At 55.6% G+C, this 25,445-nt stretch carries 21 protein-coding genes; 8 read left to right on the forward strand and 13 right to left on the reverse strand.

Features of this window, described 5'->3' with window-relative positions:
• Window positions 1–7: 7 nt before the first annotated feature.
• The 3 genes from OHL22_RS24280 to OHL22_RS24290 form a co-directional block, all read right to left on the reverse strand.
• Window positions 8–1,288: a CpaF family protein gene (locus OHL22_RS24280; protein WP_263342433.1), complete on the reverse strand. Its 1,281-nt coding sequence runs from the start codon at window positions 1,286–1,288 to the stop codon at window positions 8–10.
• Between the two features lie 30 nt (window positions 1,289–1,318).
• Complete coding sequence (locus OHL22_RS24285) at window positions 1,319–2,509, reverse strand: AAA family ATPase (RefSeq protein ID WP_263342434.1); 1,191 nt, start codon at window positions 2,507–2,509, stop codon at window positions 1,319–1,321.
• Window positions 2,510–2,594: 85 nt separating this feature from the next.
• Complete coding sequence (locus OHL22_RS24290; RefSeq protein WP_263342435.1) at window positions 2,595–3,101, reverse strand: A24 family peptidase; 507 nt, start codon at window positions 3,099–3,101, stop codon at window positions 2,595–2,597.
• A 572-nt stretch (window positions 3,102–3,673) separates the two neighbouring features.
• On the opposite strand from OHL22_RS24290, the gene OHL22_RS24295 reads away from it, so the two are divergent.
• The 7 genes from OHL22_RS24295 (at window position 3,674) to polA (ending at window position 13,602) form a co-directional block, all read left to right on the forward strand.
• The gene (locus OHL22_RS24295; RefSeq protein ID WP_263342437.1) at window positions 3,674–5,071 is read left to right on the forward strand and encodes a sigma-54 dependent transcriptional regulator; all 1,398 of its coding nucleotides are present in this window, start codon (window positions 3,674–3,676) and stop codon (window positions 5,069–5,071) included.
• A gap of 50 nt (window positions 5,072–5,121) precedes the next feature.
• Complete coding sequence (locus OHL22_RS24300; protein ID WP_263342438.1) at window positions 5,122–6,561, forward strand: hypothetical protein; 1,440 nt, start codon at window positions 5,122–5,124, stop codon at window positions 6,559–6,561.
• A gap of 158 nt (window positions 6,562–6,719) precedes the next feature.
• Window positions 6,720–7,622 (forward strand): ABC transporter ATP-binding protein, encoded by a 903-nt coding sequence (locus OHL22_RS24305; protein ID WP_263342439.1) that lies wholly within the window; start codon window positions 6,720–6,722, stop codon window positions 7,620–7,622.
• Window positions 7,615–8,883: an ABC transporter permease gene (locus OHL22_RS24310; protein WP_263342440.1), complete on the forward strand. Its 1,269-nt coding sequence runs from the start codon at window positions 7,615–7,617 to the stop codon at window positions 8,881–8,883. Before OHL22_RS24305 ends, OHL22_RS24310 begins: the two co-directional genes overlap by 8 nt.
• Before the next feature lie 51 nt (window positions 8,884–8,934).
• On the forward strand, window positions 8,935–9,648 hold the full coding sequence (locus OHL22_RS24315; protein ID WP_263342441.1) for a lysophospholipid acyltransferase family protein: 714 nt from the start codon (window positions 8,935–8,937) through the stop codon (window positions 9,646–9,648).
• A complete protein-coding gene (queA, locus tag OHL22_RS24320) occupies window positions 9,645–10,766 on the forward strand; it encodes a tRNA preQ1(34) S-adenosylmethionine ribosyltransferase-isomerase QueA (protein WP_263342442.1) in 1,122 nt (373 codons plus the stop codon). The genes OHL22_RS24315 and queA overlap by 4 nt, the downstream gene beginning before the upstream one ends.
• 22 nt (window positions 10,767–10,788) lie before the next feature.
• Entirely contained in the window at window positions 10,789–13,602 is a 2,814-nt protein-coding gene (gene polA, locus OHL22_RS24325; RefSeq protein ID WP_317890921.1) for a DNA polymerase I, read from the forward strand.
• Between the two features lie 16 nt (window positions 13,603–13,618).
• Here the strand turns inward: polA and OHL22_RS24330 are convergent, their stop codons facing one another.
• The 7 genes from OHL22_RS24330 to OHL22_RS24360 form a co-directional block, all read right to left on the reverse strand.
• A complete protein-coding gene (locus OHL22_RS24330) occupies window positions 13,619–14,050 on the reverse strand; it encodes a PIN domain-containing protein (RefSeq protein ID WP_263342444.1) in 432 nt (143 codons plus the stop codon).
• 271 nt (window positions 14,051–14,321) lie between these two features.
• On the reverse strand, window positions 14,322–15,683 hold the full coding sequence (gene glmM / locus OHL22_RS24335) for a phosphoglucosamine mutase (protein WP_263342445.1): 1,362 nt from the start codon (window positions 15,681–15,683) through the stop codon (window positions 14,322–14,324).
• On the reverse strand, window positions 15,680–17,269 hold the full coding sequence (gene xseA / locus OHL22_RS24340; protein ID WP_263342446.1) for an exodeoxyribonuclease VII large subunit: 1,590 nt from the start codon (window positions 17,267–17,269) through the stop codon (window positions 15,680–15,682). The genes glmM and xseA overlap by 4 nt, the downstream gene beginning before the upstream one ends.
• Window positions 17,270–17,294: 25 nt before the next feature.
• Entirely contained in the window at window positions 17,295–17,519 is a 225-nt protein-coding gene (locus OHL22_RS24345; protein WP_263342447.1) for a DUF2905 domain-containing protein, read from the reverse strand.
• 40 nt (window positions 17,520–17,559) lie between these two features.
• Window positions 17,560–17,895: an Hpt domain-containing protein gene (locus tag OHL22_RS24350; RefSeq protein ID WP_263342449.1), complete on the reverse strand. Its 336-nt coding sequence runs from the start codon at window positions 17,893–17,895 to the stop codon at window positions 17,560–17,562.
• Window positions 17,896–17,911: 16 nt separating this feature from the next.
• Window positions 17,912–18,283: a response regulator gene (locus OHL22_RS24355; protein WP_263342450.1), complete on the reverse strand. Its 372-nt coding sequence runs from the start codon at window positions 18,281–18,283 to the stop codon at window positions 17,912–17,914.
• Between the two features lie 33 nt (window positions 18,284–18,316).
• Window positions 18,317–21,811: a PAS domain S-box protein gene (locus tag OHL22_RS24360; protein WP_263342451.1), complete on the reverse strand. Its 3,495-nt coding sequence runs from the start codon at window positions 21,809–21,811 to the stop codon at window positions 18,317–18,319.
• A gap of 277 nt (window positions 21,812–22,088) precedes the next feature.
• Between OHL22_RS24360 and OHL22_RS24365 the strand changes: the two genes are divergently transcribed.
• Window positions 22,089–23,012 (forward strand): S1/P1 nuclease, encoded by a 924-nt coding sequence (locus OHL22_RS24365; protein ID WP_263342452.1) that lies wholly within the window; start codon window positions 22,089–22,091, stop codon window positions 23,010–23,012.
• Window positions 23,013–23,075: 63 nt separating this feature from the next.
• Here the strand turns inward: OHL22_RS24365 and OHL22_RS24370 are convergent, their stop codons facing one another.
• The 3 genes from OHL22_RS24370 to OHL22_RS24380 all read right to left on the reverse strand — a co-directional run bounded on the left by OHL22_RS24370 (window position 23,076) and on the right by OHL22_RS24380 (window position 25,443).
• A complete protein-coding gene (locus OHL22_RS24370) occupies window positions 23,076–23,606 on the reverse strand; it encodes a DUF2062 domain-containing protein (RefSeq protein WP_263342454.1) in 531 nt (176 codons plus the stop codon).
• A gap of 275 nt (window positions 23,607–23,881) precedes the next feature.
• The gene (gene udk / locus OHL22_RS24375) at window positions 23,882–24,544 is read right to left on the reverse strand and encodes a uridine kinase (protein ID WP_263342455.1); all 663 of its coding nucleotides are present in this window, start codon (window positions 24,542–24,544) and stop codon (window positions 23,882–23,884) included.
• Window positions 24,541–25,443: a purine-nucleoside phosphorylase gene (locus OHL22_RS24380; RefSeq protein ID WP_263342456.1), complete on the reverse strand. Its 903-nt coding sequence runs from the start codon at window positions 25,441–25,443 to the stop codon at window positions 24,541–24,543. Before OHL22_RS24380 ends, udk begins: the two co-directional genes overlap by 4 nt.
• Window positions 25,444–25,445 lie beyond the last annotated feature (2 nt).

Below are 25,445 nucleotides of genomic sequence, written 5' to 3' on the forward strand. Positions count from 1 at the left end.
CTACCTGCTAGTTCACTTCAAGTACGTTCTCGAAGAGGCTCGGTGGCAGGAAGATACCTGAGACACGGAGCCGCTCGAGAAATTTAGGACGAATATGCGTTGGTTGAAACATTCCGATTACCTTGCCATCGGGGCCGATACCTTTTTTCTGGAAGGTGAAGATATCCTGCATGCTGATTACGTTCTCTTCCATGCCGACGATTTCCGAAACGCTCATGACTTTACGAGTTCCATCACTCAGCCGCGATACCTGCACAACGATCGTGACAGCGCTGGAAATTTGTTGACGCACTGTTTTTTCCGGCAGGTTGAGGTTGCTCATCGCAACCATCGATTCGAGACGGCTCAGTGCGTCGCGCGTTGTATTGGCGTGAATTGTCGCCATAGAGCCTTCGTGACCAGTATTCATGGCCTGCAACATATCGAAAGCTTCTTCACCGCGCACCTCGCCGAGGATGATGCGGTCTGGACGCATACGCAGGCTGTTAATCAACAACTGCCGTTGACGGATTGCACCTTGTCCTTCCACGTTGGGTGGACGGGTTTCCAGGCGAACGATGTTTTCCTGGGCCATTTGCAATTCAGCCGCGTCTTCGATCGTGATGATGCGTTCGCTCTGCGGAATGTACGAGGAAAGAATGTTTAGAAAAGTTGTTTTGCCGGCACCGGTGCCGCCGGAGATCAGGATTGTGATTCGGGCCCGTACTGCAGCCGCCAGCACCTCCATCATTTCCGCAGAAATGCTCTTCAGAGCGACCAACTGATTTGCTGCGACAGGTCCGGTGCCAAAGCGGCGGATAGAAATAGAAGGGCCATCCAATGCCAGAGGAGGAATAATCGCATTGACACGCGAGCCATCCGGCAGGCGCGCATCCACCATCGGCGACGATTCATCCACGCGTCTGCCCACGCGCGAAACGATGCGGTCAATAATCTGCAGAAGATGCCGGTCATCGCGGAAGCTCGTATCCACGCGCTGGATACGGCCTCCTTTTTCAACGAATACATGGTCCTTATCATTGACCAGGATGTCGGAAATTTTGGAATCTTTCAGCAACGGTTCCAGTGGCCCAAGGCCGAAGACTTCATCCAGCAGGTCTGATTGAATCTTTTCCTGCTCTTCAAAGCTCAGCGGCACCTTCTGTTCGGAAACGATCTCGTTGACGAGACCCGCAACCGCTTGGCGTGCCTGCGTCGAGTTCACGCGAGACAACTTCTCCAGATCCAGCCGGGAGATCAAGGTCCGGTGTATATCCGCTTTGAAACTTTCTAAATTCAACTGTTCCACGTTATTTCCGTCCTAACGTTCGGATATCGATCAGAAGAGGCCAAACTTCTTTTTCTTTTCAGCAGCCGGAGGTAGTCCCGCTGCCGTGCGTGCCATTTGCTTGATGACTCGCGCAATCGGTGTGTCTTCCAGGGATAGCGGTGTGGCTGTATTCTGGGTGCGCCTTGCGGTTGCGTAATCATTCGGTATTTGCCAGGTTGCAGGCCGGGTCAAGGCCTTCGTAATGTGGTCTTCATCGACTCCCAGTGAGCGAGGCATGTAGCGGTTCAACACAATCTCGAGTTTGGTTGAGGTCTTCGTGAAGAACTCAGATACGAGCCGATTCGAGTTTCTAAGCTCAGGGATGCTTACCTGGGTTATGAGGTAAATGATCGTCGCCTGATCGAACAGTGATGAATCGGCTAGATCGAGCCGCGTGCCTGCGTCTACTACGACGTAATCGAAATCCTGCCGTGCCACGGCAAGCAGTTTGTCCACATCATCATGCGTTGTTTGAGATTGGGCAAATTTGCCTGGTGCAGCTAGCACAGACAATCCGGAATCATGCTTCGTTAGGAGCTTCGAGAGGAAGTTTGAATCCAGTCGGGCAGCATTTTGGAGAGCATTTACGGTTGAGTATTGTGCAGTAATTCCAAGATCCAGAGCCGCATCGCCCAGAGGCAGGTGAAGGTCAATCAAAAGGCTGTTCTGGCCGGTTTCAGTTGCTAAAGACACGGCGAAGTTACAGGCCAGCGTAGTCACGCCGGACCCGCCTTTGGCTCCCAGAAATACAAATAATTTACCGATGCTCTTTTTCGCGGGTTTGACTACGGGCTTTCGGACGGACGCTCGAACCATCGCCTCGGCGATCGTGTTTGCTTCAAAGGGCTGCGTCAAAAATTCGCGTGCACCTGCCCGCATGCAGCGGACTAACAATTCCGGATCGGTGCGTCCTGAATACACCATCACAGTTGGCGATCCCCCGCCGCATATCGCTTCTATTAAATCGAGTGCATATTCGGGATTGCTATCGAGATCGACCATGATAACGTCGTAGCCGTCGTGCAGTATGCGAGGTACTTCGTCCAGCTCTGGATAGGCCGTGAACTCGCGAGTCAGGCCCGACTGCAATCCAGCCAGAGTGATGGCAATGCCATTGCGCCGCTGTTGATCGGGACCAATAAGCGCGATCGTTAAAACGTTCGTTCCGAGAGCATCGGGATCTTGTGTCGGCATTGGCATCACTAAACCGGAACTCCTACTCAGCCATGCAATTCTGGCTGATTACCTGTTGGCCGGACTAGCCGGCATTACTGCTAATCCCAGATCAGCGGGAGAAAAACGAAAGCAATGTTCCTACTGCAATTGCTGGTGCGTATGGAATCTTCTGACGAAACGGGTCATTCACAATGGACTGGTCTGGAGCCCCTCCATCCAGTTCCGAAATCAGTTGTTTCTGTTGCCTCCAGTTTCGATATTTGTGAAACGCCAGCGTGCCCAGCGCCATCAGGCCACCGACCACGGCTGTCAATACCATTGCGAACAAGAGTTGCCGTGGTCCCACCCAGGCCCCAATCGCCGCCACTAGTTTTACGTCGCCCATACCCATTCCGCCGAAGATCGCTAGAGCTCCGTACACCAGGATTCCAAGAGCAAAGCCCTCCAGGCTTTGAGTTAATGAGTGCCAGCCATTTGCCACGGCAGGTGCAATAAAACCGAGCGCAAGGAAGGGAAAGACCAGCCAATTGGGAATGCGCCTGCTGCGGAGGTCTGTAAAGGTGGCAACGGCTAAGGCTGCGACTGTTGGCCACCAGGCAAATGCGTGCGTTCCCATGAACCCATCCTGAATCGCGTTCGTGAAGGATAGTGCAATTCTCCGGCCAAATGGGGAATTGTCATTAAGTACCGTATTACCAGTGTTGTAGATCACTTTCACAAACGTGGTGTGCACTGGCGTTTACATGCCTCATTTGGGAGTGACGCGCCTCATATACACTCCGGCATTTCACTTGCAAGACAATGCTGCAGATATCTCGGTATTCCTGGTGCCCATTAATCGGGTGGCGGAAAAGAGCGAACGATAGACAATACGAGGCCATGCACCGCCCACGATTTGGGAATCATACAGGCTAAGTTGCTCATAAATATATGGTTGGCATTGTGATAAACCCCGTTTTGGTAACGCTTTCAAGCGTAATTCTGGCGCGGTTACTACTTTGGTATTGACTGGTGTTGCGCTTCCGTGTTCTTTATGACTCAAAAGTGCCATTCAACAGAACGCCTGCACTAGCCGATAAAGGAAGTGCCCCTCCATGTATCGATTCCGCGGATGCAAGCGCGGACGGACTCTGGTAGCCGTGTATTTTGCGTGCTGCGAGCGGAGATCGGCGGATGGAGTCCAACCGGATGATTCGGATCGGATTGTTTTCGGAAGATCGCACCATGCAGCCGATATTGGCGTCAGCCCTCGGCAGAGATTTCCAACTCGTCTTTGCAGCAGAAGAAGCGCTCATGATCGAGCGGATTGAGGCCGACGAATGCGACGTGGTGCTTGTCGACCTGAATTCGAATGCAATATCTGCGGGCAAAAGGATCGAAGCAGCCCGCCGGTTGGTTAGCCAGCCGGTTCCCCTGGTCGCCATGGTGGACGATGGTCTGCGTCCTACCGGTGCTGATCTTGTGCGTCAGGGAGCTTTTGGCTATTGCCGTCGGCCACCGTCAATTCGCGATCTGAAGATGATGCTCCGCCGGGCCCATGAGAATTCATCCCTTAAACGACAACTTCAGAACGTACAGCAGCGCTTCGATGAGAAATCCCACTGCGACGGCATGATCGGTTCCAGCACCCAGATGCAGAAAGTCTACGAACTGGTGAACTGCGTGGCCGATCTCAATGCCTCGGTTCTCGTTACCGGCGAAAGTGGCACCGGCAAAGAGTTGATCGCCAGAGCAATTCACAATCTGGGTTCGCGCTCCAGCAAGCCATTTGTCGCTGTTTCCTGCGGCGCAATTCCAGAAACTCTAATTGAATCCGAACTTTTCGGACATGAGAAAGGAGCTTTCACCGGATCTGTGGGAACCCGCGAAGGTTTCTTCGAACAGGCTGGCGACGGAACCCTTTTTCTCGATGAGATTGGCGAACTTAGCCTCTACACGCAGGTGAAGTTGCTGCGTGTTCTGCAGCAGCGTGAGTTCACTCGCCTCGGCAGCAGCCGCCTTATTCCGTTACGTGCCCGTTTAGTATTCGCAACTCACAGAGACTTGGGAGAGATGGTCGCCCAGGGTAAGTTCCGGCAAGACCTCTTCTATCGCATCAATGTAATGCGCATTGATGCTCCGCCTCTGCAGGATCGTGCCGAGGATATTCCGCAGATTGCAACCCATCTGCTCGATCGATATGCGGAGGCCTACGATAAGCCGGTCCGGGGTTTCCGCCCTGAGGCGCTAGCCGCATTACAGAACTATTCATGGCCGGGCAATGTTCGCGAACTTGAGAATATTATCCAGCGGGCAATCATCGTTTGCCGGGGCGAGTCCATCGGTCTTGAAGATCTTCCGCATAACATCCGCGAAGAAAGCAACGTTGTCGATATCGGAGATTTCCATCCCGCGGGTTCCTTTGAACGGCAATTACGCGATTACAAAATCAAGCTCGCCGAAAACGCGATTCGTGAAAATCACGGGAATAAGACGCTCGCCGCGCGCAGCCTTTGTATTTCGCGTGCATATCTGCATCGCCTGATTCGCCTTGCAGATACAGAGCCGATCTTCGAAGACGAGGGTCAGCAGATCGGAACCGCGTGAGTTCCGCCAGTGTTCCGGCAGCTCTGACTGCCGGATATTCCTCTTCTGCCTTGAAACGCCTTTTTTCCTTCCCCGTCGTAATTGCATCCATGCTGTGCGTGCTGGCAGTACTGTCTGTGCGCGGTCGCTTTAATGATCCGGATATGTGGTGGCATCTGCGAATGGGGCAGATGATCTTTAACAGCCATTCCATTCCCACCGCGGATTCCTTTTCCTTTACAGCAAATCACCATCTGCTGGTTCCTCACGAGTGGCTTGCTCAACTTTCCATCTATTCGGTCTACCATTTCTTCGGTTATTCCGGGTTGATGCTCTGGCTCTGCGCAGCCTTGTCTGCAATCTATATTGCCGGATACATTCTTTGCGGCCTCTATTCAGGAAACTGGAAGGTAGCATTTCTCGGCGCTCTGGTGTTGTTTGTCTTTTCCACCGTTGGCGCCTCAGTGCGTCCACAGCTTCTTGGTTATCTTTTGCTCCTCTTCGAACTCCTCATCATCCATTTAGGCCGCACACGCAGCGTCCGCTGGTTTTGGCTGATGCCATTGCTTTTTGCTATTTGGATAAATATTCACGGCTCATTTTTCCTGGGCATTTTGCTGACCGCTGTTTATCTCGCAGCCTCATTCTTCGACTTCCGCGTTGGCTCAATCACGTCGCAACGCTGGGCTCGCGCCACTCGCGGTCAATTTTTAGCCGCAACCTTAGTTTCCATCGCCGCTCTCTTCATCAATCCCGACGGACTCCGGCAAGTGGTATTCCCGATCGATCTCATGTTGCGGGAGCCTATCAATCTGGCTGGTGTACAGGAGTGGCATCCCTTGCAGCTGACGAGCGAGCGCGGTGTCGTCCTGTTGCTTGTTCTAGCTGCGATTTTCTTGTTGGTTGCACTCCGCAGAGCCGAAATCAGGTTAGAAGAGCTTCTTCTACTTGCCCTCGGGTTATGGCTCGCTGGCGGTCATGATCGCATGCTGTTCGTCTTTGGTATCCTGACCGCCCCCGTGTTTGTGCGTCTGTTGGCAAACGAATGGGAAAACTATAATCCCGCCGCTGATCGGCTACTTCCTAATGTCATCATGATCATGCTGGCTATGGCTACGGTCTGGATAGGCTTTCCCAGACCTGCGGCTCTCCGGTCGCAAATAGAATCAGGCAGCCCAGTAGCCGCTGTCTCCTACATTCAGTCCCATCACCTGACAGGACCGATGCTCAACGACTATACGTTTGGGGGTTATCTGATCTGGGCTATGCCGGAACATCCTGTCTTCATCGATGGGCGCGCAGAGATATATGAATGGGCAGGCGTACTTAGTCAATACATGAACTGGATGAACCTCAATACCGATCCAGAAGCTCTGCTCGATCAATACCACATCCAGTTCTGCCTGTTGAACGCGAACTCTTACATGGTTCGCGTACTTACCATGACCCATCATTGGAAACTCGTCTACTCAGATCGCATGTCAGCCATCCTGGTTCGAGATCCAGCCTGAACTGCAATATCCCTGTTTCATTCTTGCCACGGAACGATTTCCCGCTTCACTGCGTACCGGTCTGCGCGCAATGATGTCTTGGACCATTTGTTACACTGACCCAGATTGCGTATCGAGATAGCGTCAGCCTGTCGAATATCCAGGCGGCGGGAGTACACATGTCAGTCGTCGAACTCGCAGGGGTTACGAAAGCCTACGAGACCAAAGTCGCCGTCAACAACCTGAGCCTATCCATCGATTCCGGGCAGATGTTCGGCCTCCTGGGGCCCAACGGAGCAGGGAAGACCAGCTCTATCCGGATGATTATGGGTATTACTATTCCCGACTCAGGTACTATTCGTCTCTTCAACCAGCCTTTTGACCGCAAAAGCCTGGAGCGTGTTGCGTATATGCCTGAAGAGCGCGGTCTCTACAAGAAGATGAAGGTTCTCGATCAGCTCATCTTCTTTGGTGAACTGCATGGCATCGCTGCCGCGGAGGCTCGTAAACGTGCTCTGGCATGGGCAGAGCGGCTCGACATTGCCGATGCGCTTGGTAAGAAGACTGAAGAGTTGTCGAAAGGCATGCAGCAAAAGATTCAGTTCATCTCATGCCTGCTTCATGATCCCGGCCTCATCATCATGGACGAGCCTTTTTCCGGCCTCGATCCTGTCAACGCGGCCCTGCTTGAGCGCACGCTGCTTGAGCTGAGAGATGAAGGCAAAGCTATCGTCTTCTCCACACATCGCATGGATCAGGTCGAAAAACTTTGCGACGCCATTTGCCTTGTCAATAAGGGCGAAGCGGTGCTTTCAGGCCGTGTACGTGAAATCAAGAGCCGCTATGAACGCAATCACGTCATCATTGAGTTTGAGGGCAGCTCCGATTTCCTCAACAGCCAAGAGATCGCCGAAGTCAATAACTTCTCCGGCCATGTTGAGATCAGGCTCAAGCACAACGGCAACGCGCAGAAGCTGCTTAAGGAGGCCTCATCCGTCGCCACGATCTATCGTTTTGAGCTTGTAGAGCCATCGTTGGAAGAAATCTTCATTCAGACCGTCGGAGGTCGCGCCGATGCATAACGTCCTTCTCGTTGCCCGTCGCGAATATCTCGAACAGATCCGTGGCCGTGCCTTCCGTCTCACCACGATCATGGTGCCAGCGGTCTTTGTGCTGCTCATCGCCATCGCTTATTTCTCCAGCATCGGTCTCGGTTCCCATCGGCATTTGGTCATCGCTTCCAACGATGCCAATCTGGCCAATGCCATCCGTACCGAGTTGTTGACACCAAAATCATCGAAGCGATCTTCCGAATCGAAACCTCCACAGATTGACGTGCTAGCTCCAGCGACTGAGACAGACAGGCTTGTGCTGCAAAAGCAGGTGCAGAGCAAATCAATCGACGGTTTCCTTTTCATTCAGACTTCGTCTTCCGCCGCGCCGATTGCCACGTACACCTCGGCATCTGCGGCAGATCTCACTACCAACGGCCGTCTCAACGATGCTGTCGATCATGCTGTAGTGGATCAGCGCCTGGCCGGATTTGGCCTCAGTGGGTCGGAAACATCGGCACTCGATAAAGGCGTCAAGATAGAAACCTACCAGATTCGCCGTGATGGCGGTGTGGTCAAGAGCAATGCCCTCGCATCCTTCTATAAGGGCTACGCTATGGCAATTCTGCTTTCCATGACCACCGTCATGTATGGCCTTAATGTTGCGCGTTCCATCATTCAGGAGAAGACTTCGCGCATCTTCGAAGTCATGCTCTCCATCGTCAAGCCCAGCGAGATGCTGGCTGGCAAGCTCGTCGGTGTCGGAGCCGTTGGTCTCACGCAGATACTGATATGGGTGGTGGCCGCAGCTCTCATCCTCACTTCAAGTCTCGCAACTGCTTATCTCAAAGGTGACTTCGAAATCCACTTTTCCTGGGTAGAAGCCATCATGTTTCCCGTCTACTTCATCCTGGGCTATTTCCTGTACAGTTCTCTCTTCTCAGGTATCGCAGCCACCTGCGAAACCGAGCAGGAGCTACAGATGTATACACCGTTGGCAGCCTTGCCTGTGTGGCTCAGCTTCTCGGTCATTCTGGTCATCATCAACGACCCCAATTCGTTCTGGTCTGTGGCCCTGTCACTCTTTCCGCCCTGTGCTCCAATCGTGATGTTCCTCCGTATGGGTTCAGAGATTCCTCCAGCCTGGCAGTTTGCGGCGTCCATTATCCTCATGGTGATTAGCATCTGGGCCATCCTGTGGGTTTCCGCGCGCTTGTATCGCATTGGCATCCTCATGTATGGCAAACGCGCTACGCTGCCGGAGATTCTGCGCTGGCTGCGTTACAGCTAGTCCCTTCTGGTTGAAGCGGTTTATCCGTTTCAGCCACTAAAATGAAAGGGAGTGACCACAAAGCACACAGGCACCAGCTCATCAGCGCGATTCACCTTTGCCCAGAGCATCATTCTTGCCGTCGTGCCGCGCATCGTCTGGGCCCTGCTGATGATCGTAGGCCGCACTTGGCGCTTTGAAGTCATGGCCGAAGAAGGTGTCACTCCGGCCTTCCACGGCTTTACCCCAGGACGCGAGATCTACTGCTTCTGGCACCAATGCGTCCTACCGTGCGCATACTACTTCCGCAACACAGGCGCGACAATCCTCATCAGCCAAAGCTTTGACGGCGAACTCATCACGCGCATCCTTGAGCTGTTCGGCTATCATGCAGTGCGCGGCTCCAGCACCCGCGGAGGCCAGCAGGGACTCATTGGCCTCAATCGTGTGCTGGATGAAGGTACTCCGGCGATCTTCACCGCCGATGGCCCACGCGGCCCCATCTATCGCGCCAAGATGGGGCCAGTCAAGCTAGCTCAGCTCTCCGGTGCGCCTATCGGCTCGTTTCATTTGCAGCCGCAGAAAGCCTGGATCATGCGTTCCTGGGACCAGTTTTTTGTTCCGAAGCCATTCACGCGTATTGCCGTGAGTTGGGGACAGTGGACCATCGTTTCGGAAGAGGCAACCAACGACGAGCTTCCCACGCTGCGCGATCAACTCGATGTCACATTGGAGCGTGTGCGCATGAGGGCAATTGCACATCTCGCGGGGAAGGACCTTGCATGACGCGCGGATCTTTGCTTGGCGACGGGACTCTGGTCGCCGATTACGACTTCTATCTGCCAGAAGAGCTGATTGCCCAGCAACCACCCCCCGAGCGCGGCATGAGCCGCATGCTCGTATTGAACCGCGATTCAGAAACGAACGGTGAGCCCTTGGTTTCAGACCGATCCTTCGCCGATCTTCCTTCGCTGCTCAATCCTAGCGACCTGCTCATTCTCAATGACAGCCGCGTCATCCCGGCGCGCCTCTTCGCTCGCCGTGCCACAAGCCGAGGCAAGCAATCTGCCACCGGTCTCATCGAGGTTCTGCTTACAGCTCCCACAGCAGAAGGGAACTGGACCGCCCTTGTTCGTCCTGGAAAGAAGGTTCGCACCGGCGACCATCTCGTTTTTCCCGATATCGCTGACGAGATTGTTCTGGAAGCCGAGGTTATTGGCGCGGGCGAGTTCGGTGAGCGCACGATTCGTTTTGCGTCGATTCAGGATTTCTACGCAATCCTCGACCAAATCGGCCACATGCCGCTGCCGCCGTACATCAGGCGCAATGACTCCACTGCTGATCGCGAGCGCTATCAGACTGTCTTTGCCCAGCAGCGCGGCTCGGTTGCAGCGCCGACGGCTGGTCTTCATTTCACTCCCCCGATTCTTGATGCAATAGCCGCTCGCGGAGTCGAGATTGCAAAGCTCACCCTTCACGTCGGCCTCGGTACCTTTGCGCCTCTCCGCGTCAACCGTCTCGACCAGATTCATCTGCATCGCGAGCGCTACACGCTCCCCGAAGCGACTGCCACAGCCTTAAACCGAGCCCGCTCCGAGGGCCGCCGTGTTGTAGCCGTCGGTACCACAGCCGTCCGAACACTCGAACACTGCGCGCTTAAGGCCGAAACCTCAACCAGCGGTCAATTCGCGCCTCACAGCGGCGAAACAGAAATCTTCATCTCTCCCGGCTTCCAGTTCCGAGCCGTCGGCGCCATGCTCACCAATTTTCATCTGCCCCAATCGAGCCTGCTCATGCTGGTCAGCGCCTTCGCGGGCCGCGAACGAGTGCTCGCTGCCTATGCTCATGCAGTGCGCGAGCATTACCGCTTTTTCAGCTACGGCGATTGCATGTTCATTCGTTAGTCCGCCAGGTGGTTAACCGGGTGTGGCATCCATCCGCGCTCCGCTGCTAGACTCGCATTCGATGACCGCCGAAACCGAAGTAGCCTCCAAACAGCCCGTTTTTCTCCTCGACACCATGTCGTTCATCTTCCGGGCCTACCACGCCATGCAGCGCAGCCGTCCAATGTCTACGCGCTCAGGCCTGCCCACAGCGGCAACTTATGTCTTCGTTAACATGATCACCAAGCTCCGCGCCGACTTTGCGCCGCACTACCTGGCTGCAGTCTTCGACGTAAGCGGAGCTGTCTTTCGTGACGCCAAAGCGCAGGAGATCGGCGTGCTTCGCCGCTGGTCAAGCAAAGACAAAGCATTTGTCGAGATCAGTTACGAGGGCTATAAAGCGCAGCGCGAGGCCATGCCCGAAGATCTCGCACGTCAGCTTCCTTACATCCGTCGTTCGCTCGAAGCACTGCACATCCCGATACTTGAAGCCGCTGGGTTTGAGGCAGACGACGTCATCGGCACCCTCGCACGCCAGGCTTCAGAAGAAGGCCACGAAGTTTTCATCGTCTCCGGTGATAAGGACATGATGCAGCTCATCAATGAGCATGTGCGCGTGCTCAATCCGCAAAAAGACAATCTCGTCATCGATCCCGCCAAGGTCATCGAAATCCTCGGTGTGCCTCCACAGCAGGTAATCGACGTGATGGCTCTGCGCGGCGACACCATCGACAACGTGCCCGGCGCACCCGGTATCGGAGACAAGGGTTCTGTCGAACTCATCCAGCAGTTCGGCAGCGTCGAGGCTGTGCTTGATCGTGCGGAAGAGGTCAAGCGCAAGACCTACCGCGAATCACTGCAGCAAAATCGCGAAACTGTGTTGCTTTCGAAAGAACTTGTCACCATAGACTGCAACGTACCCATCGAGCTCGATCTGGCGCAGATGCAGACCACAGATCCGGATCTCGAGGCAGCGCGCGAGCTTTTCACCGAGCTCGAATTCACATCCATGCTTCGCGATCTCGCACCCGGCATCAAGAAGCCAACCGCAGAGCTAATCGAAGATCCGGCAGCGGAGCAGATAACAGCCTTTTTCGCGGCAGCGCCAAAACATGGCTTCGCGTTCGCTCTCGATAAAGATGCCCGCCTCGCCAGATCCGAATCTTCCTCTGGCTCCACTGAAACGAATGCTGAAGTTGCAGAAGAAGAAGCGCTGCCGCCAATGCCCACATTGCTCGATGCATTTGAAGCAGCAGAGGAATCGCAGGTAGGCAAAGAGGCCACGCCGGAATACCTTGGTGTTTCTGTCAAGGCAGATGACAAACCAGAGCTCGCATTACGCCTGCAGTTGACTCCACAGCTTCGAACATTGCTTGAAAATGAGCAGGTCCCCAAATTTGTACACGATTGGAAATCGACGTCACACCATCTCAGCGCACTCGGTGTCACGCTGCGCGGTCCAATCACCGATACCATGCTGCTTTCGTATGCGCTCAATCCAACACATGCTACGCAGTCGCTGATCGATGTGGCGGCCCGCGCGGGCCAGCCTGTTCCTGCATCGCTGCCAGGCGCTGCGCATGCTATCCAAACGCTCACGCCCACACTTCGCAAAGAGGTCGAAGAACACAAACTCACTAGCGTCTACGAAACCATCGATCTGCCGCTCGTTCCGGTTCTCTTTCGTATGGAGTCGAGCGGTGTTCGCATCCATCTCGGCGCTCTCGACGAGCTTTCGCAGCGCTTCGGCTCCGAAATTCATCGTGTCAGTGAACGTATCTTCATTCTTGCTGACCGCCGTTTCAATATCAACTCGCCCAAGCAGCTAGGCGAAGTGCTCTTTACTCACATGGGCTTGCCTAAACCACTCATCTACGGCAAAGGCAAGAAGATCTCAACCGCGCAGGATGTCCTCGAAAACCTGGCTGAAGAGCATGAGATTGCCCAGCTCGTTATCGAGTTTCGACATCTGGCAAAGCTCAAATCCAATTACGTCGACGCGCTTCCATTGCTGGTAGATAAAGACTCTCGCGTTCACACCACCTTTAATGCCGCTTCGACGGCGACAGGGCGTCTCTCATCGGTCAACCCTAATCTGCAAAACATTCCCATCCGTACCGAGCTTGGCCGTGAGATTCGCGCCGCCTTCGTAGCTGCTCCAGGCTATCGGCTGCTTTCAGCCGATTACTCGCAAATCGAGCTACGGCTCATGGCTCACTTCAGCGAAGATCCACTCCTGGCCGACGCCTACCGGACAGGCCGCGACATCCACACACTCACGGCCAGTGAAGTCTTCGGCATCTCTCCCGACAAGATGGACAAGCACACCCGCGCCCGCGCCAAAGCCGTCAACTTCGGCATCGTCTACGGCATCTCCGCTTTCGGGCTCGCCGCTCAGCTCAGCATCCCGCAAGGGGAGGCAAAGCTTTATATCGAGCGCTACTTTGCCCGCTATGCAGGCGTGAAATCCTTCATCGACCGAACTATCGAAGAGACGCGTAAGCAGGGCTACGTGCGCACGCTCTTTGGTCGCATGCGCCCTATTCCTGACATCGAAAGCCGCAACGCCAACCAGCGCGGATTCGCCGAACGCACCGCCATCAATACTCCGCTGCAAGGCACCGCGGCAGATATGATCAAGCTCGCTATGATCGCCATCGACCGCAAACTTGCAGAGCACAAGCTGCGCACGCGAATGGTCCTGCAGGTCCACGACGAACTTCTCTTCGAAGTACCAGAGGATGAAGAAGACGCAATCGTCCCCATCGTCAAAGACTCGATGGAAAACGTCGTCACGCTCAAAGTGCCAATCGAAGCCGATCTATCCTTCGGCCACAACTGGCGGGACATGGAGTAGTGTCAATAGCACCATGTCAACTCGCGCTGCTTATCAAAGGATTGATGACACGAATCGTGCCGTATAACTGCCCGTTGGATAAGTCTTCGGAGTACAACACGAATGCTCCAGCAGTCTCTGCTGCTTGAATAATCAAGGCATCCCAAAACGAAATTCGAAAACGCTCTTCAAATTCAAGAGCCCGTACGATAGATGCCGATGTATTTGTGACAACTTGCCACGTTGAATAGTCCAGAATGAGCAGTTTGACCTCTTCTGCTGCGAGCGGCCTTGTAGCTCTCTTGCGCAGATTGTAGCTAAACTCCTGCAGCACCTGCGTGCTAAGAACACCTTCGCCGGAGTTCCAGAGTTCGTCAATTACTTTACGAGCGCGGATATGTTTGTCGCCTGCGTTGCGGTCATGCGCATAAACAAGAATGTTGGTATCGACAAAATATTTACCGCTCATAGATCTCGTCGCGAGACTTCGGGGGCGTCCAACCGAGATCGTATCCCTGACGAAGCCGCGCTTGCGCACGTGCACGAGCCTGTCGATAGCCTCTCCGCTCTTCTATCTCTCGCTGAAGCCGCTCTGCAAGCAGAGCGCTTATCGAAGAATCTTCCTCAGCAGCTAGAATTCTCGCTTCTCGCAAAAGCTCGGTATCAATTTTTAGAGTGATATTCGCCTTCATTTCGCACCGATATCAGTGTAGCACTAATTTACGTGCTATGTGGACTGGTCATACGCTTAGCTCCGCTCGAATCGCCTCAGCAATCGCCTCCGCATGGAACCGCATCCGACCCTCATCCTCAGCCTCAATCATCACCCGTGCCAAAGCCTCCGTTCCCGAATAGCGGATCACCACGCGTCCCGATCCATCCAGTTCCGCTTCGGCCGCGCGAATCCGCTCAGCCACGGAAGGGATCTCCTCGAGTGGCTTCTTCTCCCGTACCTTTACATTCACAATCACCTGCGGAAAGACCTTCAGATCGCTTGTCAGCTCTTCTATCGTTTTCCCGGTACGAGCAATCAGATCCAGCACCACCAGCGCCGTCAGCAGGCCATCACCTGTAGTTGCGAGGTGAGGGAAGAGAATATGCCCCGACTGTTCTCCTCCAAGGGCCGCATTCTTGCGTCCCATCAGTTCCAGCACATAACGGTCGCCAACCGTCGAGCGCAGCATGGTTATGCCGGACCGCTTCAACGCGGCTTCCAATCCCATGTTTGACATGGTCGTAGCCACAACAACCCCGCCCGTCAGCAGTCCACGTGCCTGTAGATCCCGCGCAGCCATCAGCAAAATACCGTCGCCGTTGATTACATTGTTCGACGCCCCGGAAAAAAGACAGCGGTCCGCATCTCCATCAAAAGTGATTCCAATCTGTGCTCCACGCTCGGCCGTCGCCGCCGCCACTGCCGTCGGATGAAGCGCCCCACAATTCTCATTGATATTTCGTCCGTTCGGAGCAACATTAAGCAGCGTGATATTTCCGCCGCCGCGTCGATGCAACTCGGCAAAGACTCGTGGAGCAATCGCAGCCGCTGCGCCATTTGCGCAATCCGCCACAATAACTTGATCGGTAATTTTCAGTTCCGGTACGGCGGCCAACAAAAAGCTCACATACTCCGCAGCCAGACTGCGATCATCCTCGACAGGTTTCAGAGAAGTGATATCGGGCGCGCTCGCACCCATCGCATGGCGAAAGATAACGTCCTCAATCTCAAGTTCTGTCTTGTCAGGCAACTTCTTGCCGTCGCCGCCAAAGACTTTGATCCCGTTATCCTCCCACGGATTATGCGAGGCCGAAACCACAACTCCTGCGCTGAATCCTTTCGCTTTGGCTAAATACGCAATCGCAGGAGTCGGCACAATACCCGCGCTGACAACCTCAGCCCCACCAGCGCGAAGTCCGGCAGCGAGCATGTTCGTGATCCAGGGGCTCGATTCACGCGTATCCCGGCCCAGAATCACGTTGGGCACAATCGCTTCAGGCCGCAACTGATGCGCCAGCGCCAATCCCACTGCATATACCGTTTGCGCATCCAGAGGAGCCGTTCCTGCCACTCCGCGAATTCCATCCGTACCAAAAAGCTGTCTCATGCCTGCGTGTCTTTACCCTTTTTCCTGCGATTTGTTGTGCTCGTGCTCACCATAGTTGCCGTCACCGCGCTTGTGAACGATCCATTTCCAAGCCGTGTCTCTACACTTGCGCCTACTTTTAACTGTGCTGCAGAGCGCACCACAGCTCCCGTCTCGTCCTGTACCAGTGCGTATCCGCGTTGCAACACGGCAAGAGGTGAAAGCGCCTGAAGCGATCCGCGCACATGCATCCACTCGGCCCGTCTCGCGTTGAGCGTTATCCCCGCTGCACGATACAGCCGCGCATCCAGCGACTGCCATTCGAATCGCACAGATGAGAGCCCACGATCCAGCACATGTTCAAGGCGGTCCCGGTTTTTCGTCAGCAGTTCCCGTGCCGCGCCAAGCTCCTGCCGCGGATCATGCCGCATCACATCTCCAGCCAGCTCCGCAACATGCCTCAGCTGCTCTTGCAGAGTTGTGTCAATCGCGGTCTCCATGCGGAAACTGAAGTCATCCAGTTGTTGCAGCATCCGATGCAACAGTGCCACCACCCGCTGTTGCGCATAGGCAATCGAAGCCCGTAACATTCTTTGCTGCGCCTGCAGCAGTTGAAAGCGCGCCGCGCGAGCAAGACGATTCCCAAGCTCTGCAACCAGTTCCTCAATCTTGTGCTGCGCAGATGTAATCAACTCCGCGGCTGCGGAGGGTGTAGGCGCACGCAAGTCTGCGACAAAGTCGGCAATCGTAAAGTCCGTCTCATGCCCAACTGCTGAAACCACCGGAAGCCGTGAAGCTGCAATTGCCCGAGCCACGCGTTCGCTGTTAAACGCTGCCAGATCCTCAAGCGATCCACCACCGCGCGCAACCACAATCACATCTGCGATGCCCGGCTCATTGGCCAGCTTCAACGCAGTCTCGATTTCGCCGGGCGCGCTCTCGCCCTGCACTGACACAGGCACTACGGTTACGCTCAAAGCAGCGTGGCGTCGTCCAACGACATTTAGAAAGTCTCGTATCACCGCGCCCGTGGGCGAAGTGATCACCGCCACACAGCGGGGAAAGGCAGGCAAAGGCCGCTTTCGTTCCGAGTCAAACAATCCTTCGGCTTTCAGCTTGTCACGCAGTTGCTCAAAAGCTACCTGCAGACTGCCTGCGCCCACCGGCTCCATCGTTTCAGTCACAAGCTGCAACTGCCCGCGCTGCTCATAGATGCTCACTTTGCCGCGCACGCGAACCTGCAAACCATCCTCAGGCCGAAAACGCAACAGCACAGCCTGCCGCCGGAACAGCACTACCGGCAACTGTGCCTCAGCATCCTTCAATGTGAAATAGAGATGTCCCGATGACGCAGGCCTGCAGTTAGAGATCTCCCCTTCGATCCAGACATCGCCAAGCTCCATCTCGACCAGCTCACGCGCCTCTGTTACCAGCTCATGTACCAGCCAGGTCCGCCGCTCGCGCCGACGCGTTACATGCGCAGGAACCTCGGCCTCAGGAGCAGCCGGAGCCTCGAAAAGCAAATTCAATTGCGGCGTAGATGGAGATTTCGGCGTCACTTCGCGCAACTCATCAATCAGCAGTGTATCTTCTGAGCGCCGTCTCATCTGTGGAGAGTGGAACAGAGATGATCTATCGCCGGAAGTGGTTCACAATCCACACCACCAGGGAAAGCAGTATGGAAATCACAATGCACGTGACGATGGGCGCGTAAAACGTAGCATTCTTGCCGCGAATCGCAATATCGCCCGGCAGTCTGCCCAGAGGCAGTCCCGCTCGCCCGGCAAGCATGATCAATCCGCCCGCAACCAGAAGTAATAGCCCAAGCCCGGCAAGAAGACGGCCAAAGTCCTGCATCTTCTCAGTCTAGAACCGCCAGCATGAAAGCAGGGAGCCATCATCCGCGGCTTGCAATCAAGTCCTTGATTTCCCGCACAATCGATTCAAGCGCCGCGGAATCGTTCGCCGTAGCTGTATCCGCCAGCATCAACTCCCCTTCACGCGCAAGTTCCGTGCCTCGTTGCAGCCCAAATGTGCCCAGCGATCCGGCGAGTTTGTGCGCGTCTGCATGCGCCACGGCTTGTTGCTCCGCGGTAAGCGATCCATCTTGCATAGCGCCGGCTGCTGCCTCAAGTGAGGCGACGCGACGCTCGATCTCTGGCAGAAATTTTGCCCAGAGCCGCGCCATGGCGTCCACCATTGAGGGCGGAACGGTTTTTGATTCGCTTGTCATCGTAGAACGGGCTACACTACCAGCCCAGAATCTGCTCCATCTGCGTCGAGAGCGTCAGCGGATCGAATGGTTTCAGCAGCACAGCTTCCACGCCCAGGTCCGCAAACCGCCGCTGATCCGGCCCCTGCACCTTGGCCGTCAGCAGCAGCACAGGAATCTTCGCCGTCGCAGGATTCTTACGCAGCTCACGGAAGGTAGTCGGTCCGTCCATCCCCGGCATCATCACGTCCAGCAGAATCGCATCCGGTTGATCTTCGAGTGCTCGCTGTATTCCTTGGGCGCCTGAGTTGGCGACAATCACATCCCATCCCGCAACGGTTTCAAGGCTGAGAGCAGCTACCTGGCGAATATCGTCTTCATCATCAATAATCAAAACTCGGCGAGACACACAATACTCCTGTATTTCCAGTCTTTGGAGCCTTTAATCAGCCGCTGTTCCCGGCGACTGATCCGGCTCCTTCCCATCAACTAAACAGAGTGATTCTTCCATCTGACGCGATCGGCGCAGCATCGTCAAGACCAGTGACTCAAGCTGCTGCGGCTGCACCTTGGCCTTGGTCAAAAAGTGCGTCGGACCAAGCTGCAATTGTGGCCGTTCAGTCGGCGCAATCTCCCGTGCCGAATACACCACAAGAGGCAGATGAGCCAGGTCTTCGTGCTGTCGCAGCCAGTCCACCACGTTAAACCCATCGCCGTCGGGCAGCGAGAGATCCAGTACCAGAAGCTGCGGCTTGAAGCTCAAACAGGCATCGAGCGCCGCCTGCCTGGTGTGCGCCAGCTTCACATCAATGCCGTCCTGCGCAAATACCGCGCCTATCACACCAGCCAGATCCACATCGTCTTCCACGACAAGAATGCGAGCTTTCTCACCAGGGCTCGAAAGCACACGCGCCAGCTCATTCAAAAGCGTCTCATCGTCGGGAGATTGCGAAACCCATCCATCCGCGCCCGTCGGAATCGGCAGCGAAGGATTCGGATGATCCACGCTGAGCAGCACAATCGGCACACCTGCTGCTTCCGGCTCCATGCGCAACCGTGGCAGGATCTCCCATCCGTTCAGCCCATCCAGCGCGATGTCCACCAGGATTGCCTCAATCGCCGCATGTGGAATGCCGTCTTCGCTCGGAGCCGCAGGCGGCTTGATAGCTGTCAGAGTCTCGTCGACGGTGGATGCCTCCACGACGGAATATCCTTGGCGTCGAAGCTGATTGGCCACCATGGCGCGGGTTGTCGCATTCGAATCTGCAACCAATATGCGACCTCGATCAAATTCAACCACTGGCGTCGCAGCCGGTGTAGAGACCATATGCGGATGGTAGGGAAGTACGACCCTGAAAGTTGATCCACAGACAGAGTTTCGTTCCGCCCAAATGTTGCCTCCGTGTTGTTGCACGATCGTGCGGCAGATCGCCAACCCGAGGCCGCTGCCACCCTTCTGCCGTGAATCCGAAGCATCCACCTGCTGGAAGCGATCGAAAATTGAATCCAGCTTGTCAGCCGGAATACCGCGACCTTGGTCGATGACCGACAACGTCACACCACTCGATCCCGCACGCAGCGTCACCGACACCGTTGATTTATCCGGCGAGAACTTGACAGCATTCGATAGCAAATTCGTGATGACCTGTAGCAAGCGATCCGGATCCGCCGAAACCTGCACATCGTTTGCATCGTGAATCAGCTGCACACCCGCCGCGTCGGCAACCGGCTGCATGCCATCGATAGCCTGACGAATGATCTCCGCAAGTGCAATTGGCCTGAACGCGAGCGGTTCGCGTCCGCTTTGAATGCGCTCCAGGTCGAGAATGTCATTGATCAACCGCACCAGGCGATCCGAATTCGACAATGCAATGCGAAGCAAATTGGCAGCTTTGTCGCCGATATTGCCAAGCAATCCAGCCGACAGCAAACCCAGCGCACCACGGATCGAGGTAAGAGGAGTTCGCAGTTCGTGGCTGACCGTCGAGACAAACTCGTCCTTCATCCGGTCCAGCGCAAATCGCTGACTGATATCGCGGAAGCTCAACACCGATCCGGAGACCCGGCCCTGCTCCATGATCGGTGTCAGCGAAAACTCAGCTGGGAAGGAGCGTCCATCGCGCTTATAGATCGTTGTTTCGGCAGAGGCGGAGCTGTGCCGCGTCAGCGCCCGCAATAGCACGCAGTCCTCTTTGCACTCGCTGCCGCCCGGTCTTGCTCCATGCAGTAGTTCATGAACGGAGATGCCGGTGAGTTCCTCTGGCGTAGCTCCGAGCAAGCGTCCTGCCGCGGGATTAACCAGGCTCGCCACGCCATTTCTGTCCGCCGCGCAGATGCCATCCTCGATTGTGTCCAGCAGAATCTGCTGCGTTCGGTGCAGCTCTTCGACTTTGTCCTGATCGCGCGACCGCGCCAGCATCTGCCCAAGCGATGAGCAAACGGTCTCCAGCGTCGCCATCGTCTCCCGGTCTTCTCGCAATCGCTGGTGGCTGTAAAACTCCAATATCGCCATCAACCGATTGCCGACGCGCACCGGAACTGCCCAGCCTGTAACCAATCCATGACGCAGAGAAGCCTCGACCCGCTGCGACTTCGGCGTTGCGCTCAGCGCCGAAGTCAGCTCTTCCATCCACACTGCGCGTCCCTGCTGCCACACCCGCCCCGGAAGATCCGGCCCCTTTACAATCGTTTGCCCCATGCTTTCCTGAATCAGCGACTCGCCGCGTTTTCCAGGAGCTCCCCAGGCTGAGTAGAACTGCAACCGCTCTTCTTCGTCGTTCAGCGTCCAGAGAATTGCCGCGTCCCACCCCTGTGAAAGACAGACCGACTCAAGAATGCGCATTGATGCCAGTTCCGGTGAGGTGCTTTGCCCAATGATCTGACTGACTACGAGTTGCAGCGCAAGCCGGCGTTCCCGCTGTTTCTGGGGCGTGATGTCACGCAGCATGCACCGGATCGCCAGCGGATTGTCTGCCTTCTGCCGGCGGCTGAGACTCAACTCCAGATCCAGCACCCGACCATCGATTGTGTGTGTGCGGACCGGCTCACGCTCAACCGTTTCGCCCTCAAGAGCCAGCTTGAACAGCCTGCCGACCTCTGAACGGCAATCTGGGCTGAAAACCATCTCCAGCGACTCAAGTTTGTTGAAATCCCCATCTGCCAGGCCGAAACACGACTTCCATACCGGGTTCACATAAACAAACTGCCCCGCCGGATTCAGCGTGGCAATCATTTCGTTTGCATTTTCAAAAAGATCCCGGTACCGCTCGCGCGACTCACGCAGAGCGCGCTCCTGGCGAGCACTCAGCGTTTGATCCAGAGCAACCGCCAGCAAGCCGTTCGGTTTGCCATCCGCGCTTCGAATTGCCGACAGATACAGCGTTGCGGGAAAGCTGCTGTCGTCGCTGCGCTTCAACTGCAGATCAATACCACGCAGTTGGCTGGGAGGGAAATTCAGAACGTAGTTGACGCAATCGCGCATCGGGTCGGTCGGAGCCACCGGAACATCTGCCGTCGCGACATTTGCATTCAATTTCCGCAACCACTGACTGATCCGGTCCATCTCCCCTGGAGCAAATAGTTCCTGCATCTTGGACAGGCCAACAAGCTCCACCGCGCGCATGCCGAGAATCCGCTCCGCCGATGGATTCACGTAGGTAAAGGTTCCATCAAGAGAAGTAGCAAGCACCATCGGGCTGCTCGCTTGCAGTAATTGCTCCGCTAGCCCGTTGCGATTACCCTTCTGCATCGATCTGCTGTTGTTGAACCCCATCAGCACAACAATCAATGCAAGGGGAACGAAAACCGCGATCAGCGCCGTAAGGATCAGTCCATTGATTCCCGGGCCCCAATAAAGGCGCGCTGCCACGCCTCCCAACGCATACGCGATCAGGCAGCTTGCCAGTATCAAAATCGCCTTTGAGCTTGGAGTCTTCACCCGGCCCCTAGATCCTTTGTTGTGCTGAACACGACGCCAAACACAATCGTCTCTGTGCGCCCCGAAGCGCCTACAACTTTAGTGTTACCCTCAGTATACGGTAGTAACTTTAGCAGGCAATTCTTTTTTTGTTTAAGCCGGTAAAGTGTCTGCTTTCTGCAAATAAGCACGTGCTAGGAACTGCATCCGCGGCATGCAGCGGTCTCTGTCTCGATCTGTCTGAAGCAGCATTTTCCAATATGCGCGAGATTAATAGCAGCTCGTTATACTGGCGCCAATGCGCGCAAATCTTCTTCAACGCTCCGCCGCGATCGCTCTCCTGATTAACCTCATCCCAAACTCATCGTTTGCATGGGGCAACGACGGCCATCGTATGATCAATCGGCTGGCAGCGGCAAATCTTCCCTCAGACATCCCTGACTTTCTGCGCAGCCAATCAGCTGTTCATGAAATTGAGTACATTGGCCCCGAGCCGGACCGCTGGCGCTCCCGCGGAGAACCCGAGCTCAGTGCCGTGCAGGCCCCTGAGCATTTCATCGACTTCGAGCCAGCCGACGCCCTCGGCCCGCTGCCCCACAACCGCCTCGATTTCGAGGCAGAGCTTTTCGCGCACGGTTTGCGTCCCGAGAAGGTAGGTCTGCAGCCATGGGAAACGCTCGAGGTCTGGCAGCGTCTCAAAGCCGACCTCCGGGAATACCGCCGTCTCTCAGCCGACAAATCCGCCAACCCTGACGACCTAGCCGCCGTCGAGCAGCTGGCCATCTTCTATGCAGGCTGGCTAGGCCATTATGTTGGCGACGGCTCCCAACCCCTCCACACCACCATCAACTACGATGGCTGGGCGCTCAAAGACAATCCAAAGGGCTATACCACGGATCACGGCATTCACAGCCGTTTTGAGACCCAGTTTGTCAGCGCCGCAATCAAGGCCGACGATGTCCAGAAGGAAATGACCGTTCCAAAGGTCATTGGCGGCGATATCTTCGACAGCTATGTCGATTACCTGCGCCACACCGCAACGCAAATCGAAAATGTCTACACGTTCGATAAGGCCGGCGGCTTCGAGAACACAGGCACTCCCGAATCTCGTGCCTTCACTGCCGAGCGTCTGGCCGCGGGAGCCAGCGAACTCCGCGACCTCATCTATACAGCCTGGGTTCGCAGTGCCGATCCGGTGCCCGAATATCACCACGCTGGTTGAGCCGCCAGAACAACAGAGGCCGGGCGCACAACCCGGCCTTGGTTTCATGATTGCAAGTTTGTCTTATTCGGCAATTTCAAGAGCTTGGGGCCGCGAAACCCGATGGATCACTGGTGTTAACAGCACCGTCAGGAGCAATAGTGCCGGACCTGCCGCCAAGCCCCAGGCCAATATTGCGTGCGAGATAGCGCCGCCCATCTGTTCCACCGCATGCCAGGGAGAAGACTGCATTTGCGCCAGCAGCCGTTCAGGCGCGATAGAGCCAGGTGCTCCCGGCACGATCCACTGCCCCAGCCGAAGAAAGGGAACGAGCAAAATTACCTGGAATGGCATAGCAATCCAGTTTGCCGCCTGAATCGCCGGCATGTTCAGCCGTAGCGCCATTGCCAGCACCGCGCAGATTGCCGTCGAGACACCCAGCATTGGCAGGCAGCCAAGCGCGAACCCAAGCGCCAGAGTAAACGCAAGCTGCCTCGGTGATATTCCGCGGCCTAGCCATTCGTTCAGTTTCGCATGCACGGAGGGCCATGAGCCGCGAAGCCTGCTCGCAAGCTGATTCCAGAGCCCTACGTATTTGATAATTTGCTGCCGCATGCTACTAAGAGTATTGGCGCAAATATGGGGTTGCTGAGAATAGCTCTTAAAGATACGGTGAACGCACCAAGGTAATCACACCCGCTCTACAACTCAGGAGATCGCCAAAAATATCGGCACAAGCCGACCCGCAAAAGCAATCCGGAGATGCAATTTTCGCTACAGCGATTTCTGAGTTGCTGTTTCCCGAAGTCGCGACATTCAAGTTGACGCGACCATCAACGAGCGGCAACCTTGGAAAGCACTCAAAAGGACACAGATACTCAGAAATCGCTTTAGCTGGGCGTTCCAATCCGGCTCAGCAACCCGCGCCTCTTCATCGTGTTCCGTATCTGCTCTACCTTAAAATCCAGCTGATCTGCGCCGTCGACTGAAAGATCGGCAACGTCAGCCAATGGCCGGACAAATGCCAGTCCACAAGGCCGTACCGTCGCCTCGTACTGCCGCCGCACCGACTCCGGCTCACGTCCGCGCTCCTCCACATCGCGCTTCAGCCTGCGCTGGAAACAAAGATCGTCCGCAGTGTCCACATAAACACTCAACTGGTAAAAGGCTCGCAATTCAGAAAAATAGAGCGCAAACAAGCCTTCCACAACCACCAGCGGACCCGGTTCAATCCTTTCGTTCTGTTCCGATAACCGGATGTACTCGGCAAAACTGTATCCCGGCCGCAGAATCGGCTTGCCTTGTGATAGCGCCTCAATATGCCCAGCCAGCAGCGGCAGCTCGATCATTGCGGGATCATCGAAGTTCACCCGCGCCCGCTCTTCCATCGGCAGGTGGCTTAGATCGCGATAGTAGGTGTCGAGCGAAAAGTGCAGCCCGCCCAGCGTCCGCGCCAGCTCCGCAGCCAGCGTTGTTTTTCCAGAGCCCGACGCCCCGGAGATCCCCACCATCACCGGAGGGAAGGGAAGCCGCGGCGTGCCTGCCTCACTCACCCTTTCGTCTCCTCGGATTGTGCCGCATGCGCAGCAATCGCCGGAGTCAGCCGTTTCAGCAGAGCCGCCAGTCTATGCTGTACTTTGCTCCCCGCCTCGAACACTTCTTCATGACTTAACTGTGTGGCGCTGATCCCGGCAGCCAAATTCGTTACGCACGAGATGCCAAGCACTTCAATCCCCATGTGCCGGGCCACAACCGTCTCGGGCACTGTCGACATACCCACCAGATCCGCTCCCAACGCGCGAAACGCCCGAATCTCCGCAGGTGTTTCAAAGCTCGGCCCTGTCGTCGCCAGATACACGCCTTCATGCAAAGCAGGCCCATCCGCTCGCGCCGCCTCCTGCGCCAGTGACCGCAATTCAACCGAATAGGCCTGCGTCATATCGAAGAACCGCAGCCCCGTCTTGACTCCATTGCCAAATCGCGGCTCATTCGGCCCAATCAGCGGATTGAACCCCAGATGGTTGATGTGGTCAGCCAGCAGCACGAGATCGCCGATCTGATATTCAGGACGAATTCCTCCGGCGGCGTTCGTCAATATCGCCGTCTTAATCCCCAGCCGCCCAAGCACCCGCATCGGAAATGTCACCTGCTCCGGCGTATACCCTTCATAAAAATGCACCCGCCCCTGCATCACCACAACGGGCACGCCCATGAGCCGCCCAGCAACAATGCGTCCGGAATGTCCCTCGACTGTGGATTGCGGAAAGTGAGGAATCTCCGAGTAGGGAATAATGGCCGTTATTTCAACTGCCTCTGCAACTGCTCCAAGCCCCGAACCCAGAACAATACCGATACGAGGCATCAGATCTGTGAGACGCGAACGCAGATAGTCAGCGGCTTCAACCACGCGATCAAAATAAGAAACAGAAGAATTCAGGCTTTCAGTCGTCATAG

The organism is Acidicapsa dinghuensis (assembly GCF_025685685.1).
Taxonomy (GTDB): Bacteria; Acidobacteriota; Terriglobia; order Terriglobales; family Acidobacteriaceae; genus Acidicapsa; species Acidicapsa dinghuensis.

Bases quoted from the DNA above. Each gene is read 5' to 3' on its own strand.
- OHL22_RS24285 (WP_263342434.1), bottom strand. From the start codon at position 2,509: ATGCCAATGCCGACACAAGATCCCGATGCTCTCGGAACGAACGTTTTA.
- OHL22_RS24290 (WP_263342435.1), bottom strand. From the start codon at position 3,101: ATGGGAACGCACGCATTTGCCTGGTGGCCAACAGTCGCAGCCTTAGCC.
- OHL22_RS24295 (WP_263342437.1), top strand. From the start codon at position 3,674: ATGATTCGGATCGGATTGTTTTCGGAAGATCGCACCATGCAGCCGATA.
- OHL22_RS24305 (WP_263342439.1), top strand. From the start codon at position 6,720: ATGTCAGTCGTCGAACTCGCAGGGGTTACGAAAGCCTACGAGACCAAA.
- OHL22_RS24310 (WP_263342440.1), top strand. From the start codon at position 7,615: ATGCATAACGTCCTTCTCGTTGCCCGTCGCGAATATCTCGAACAGATC.
- queA (WP_263342442.1), top strand. From the start codon at position 9,645: ATGACGCGCGGATCTTTGCTTGGCGACGGGACTCTGGTCGCCGATTAC.
- OHL22_RS24330 (WP_263342444.1), bottom strand. From the start codon at position 14,050: ATGAGCGGTAAATATTTTGTCGATACCAACATTCTTGTTTATGCGCAT.
- glmM (WP_263342445.1), bottom strand. From the start codon at position 15,683: ATGAGACAGCTTTTTGGTACGGATGGAATTCGCGGAGTGGCAGGAACG.
- xseA (WP_263342446.1), bottom strand. From the start codon at position 17,269: ATGAGACGGCGCTCAGAAGATACACTGCTGATTGATGAGTTGCGCGAA.
- OHL22_RS24345 (WP_263342447.1), bottom strand. From the start codon at position 17,519: ATGCAGGACTTTGGCCGTCTTCTTGCCGGGCTTGGGCTATTACTTCTG.
- OHL22_RS24350 (WP_263342449.1), bottom strand. From the start codon at position 17,895: ATGACAAGCGAATCAAAAACCGTTCCGCCCTCAATGGTGGACGCCATG.
- OHL22_RS24365 (WP_263342452.1), top strand. From the start codon at position 22,089: ATGCGCGCAAATCTTCTTCAACGCTCCGCCGCGATCGCTCTCCTGATT.
- OHL22_RS24370 (WP_263342454.1), bottom strand. From the start codon at position 23,606: ATGCGGCAGCAAATTATCAAATACGTAGGGCTCTGGAATCAGCTTGCG.
- OHL22_RS24380 (WP_263342456.1), bottom strand. From the start codon at position 25,443: ATGACGACTGAAAGCCTGAATTCTTCTGTTTCTTATTTTGATCGCGTG.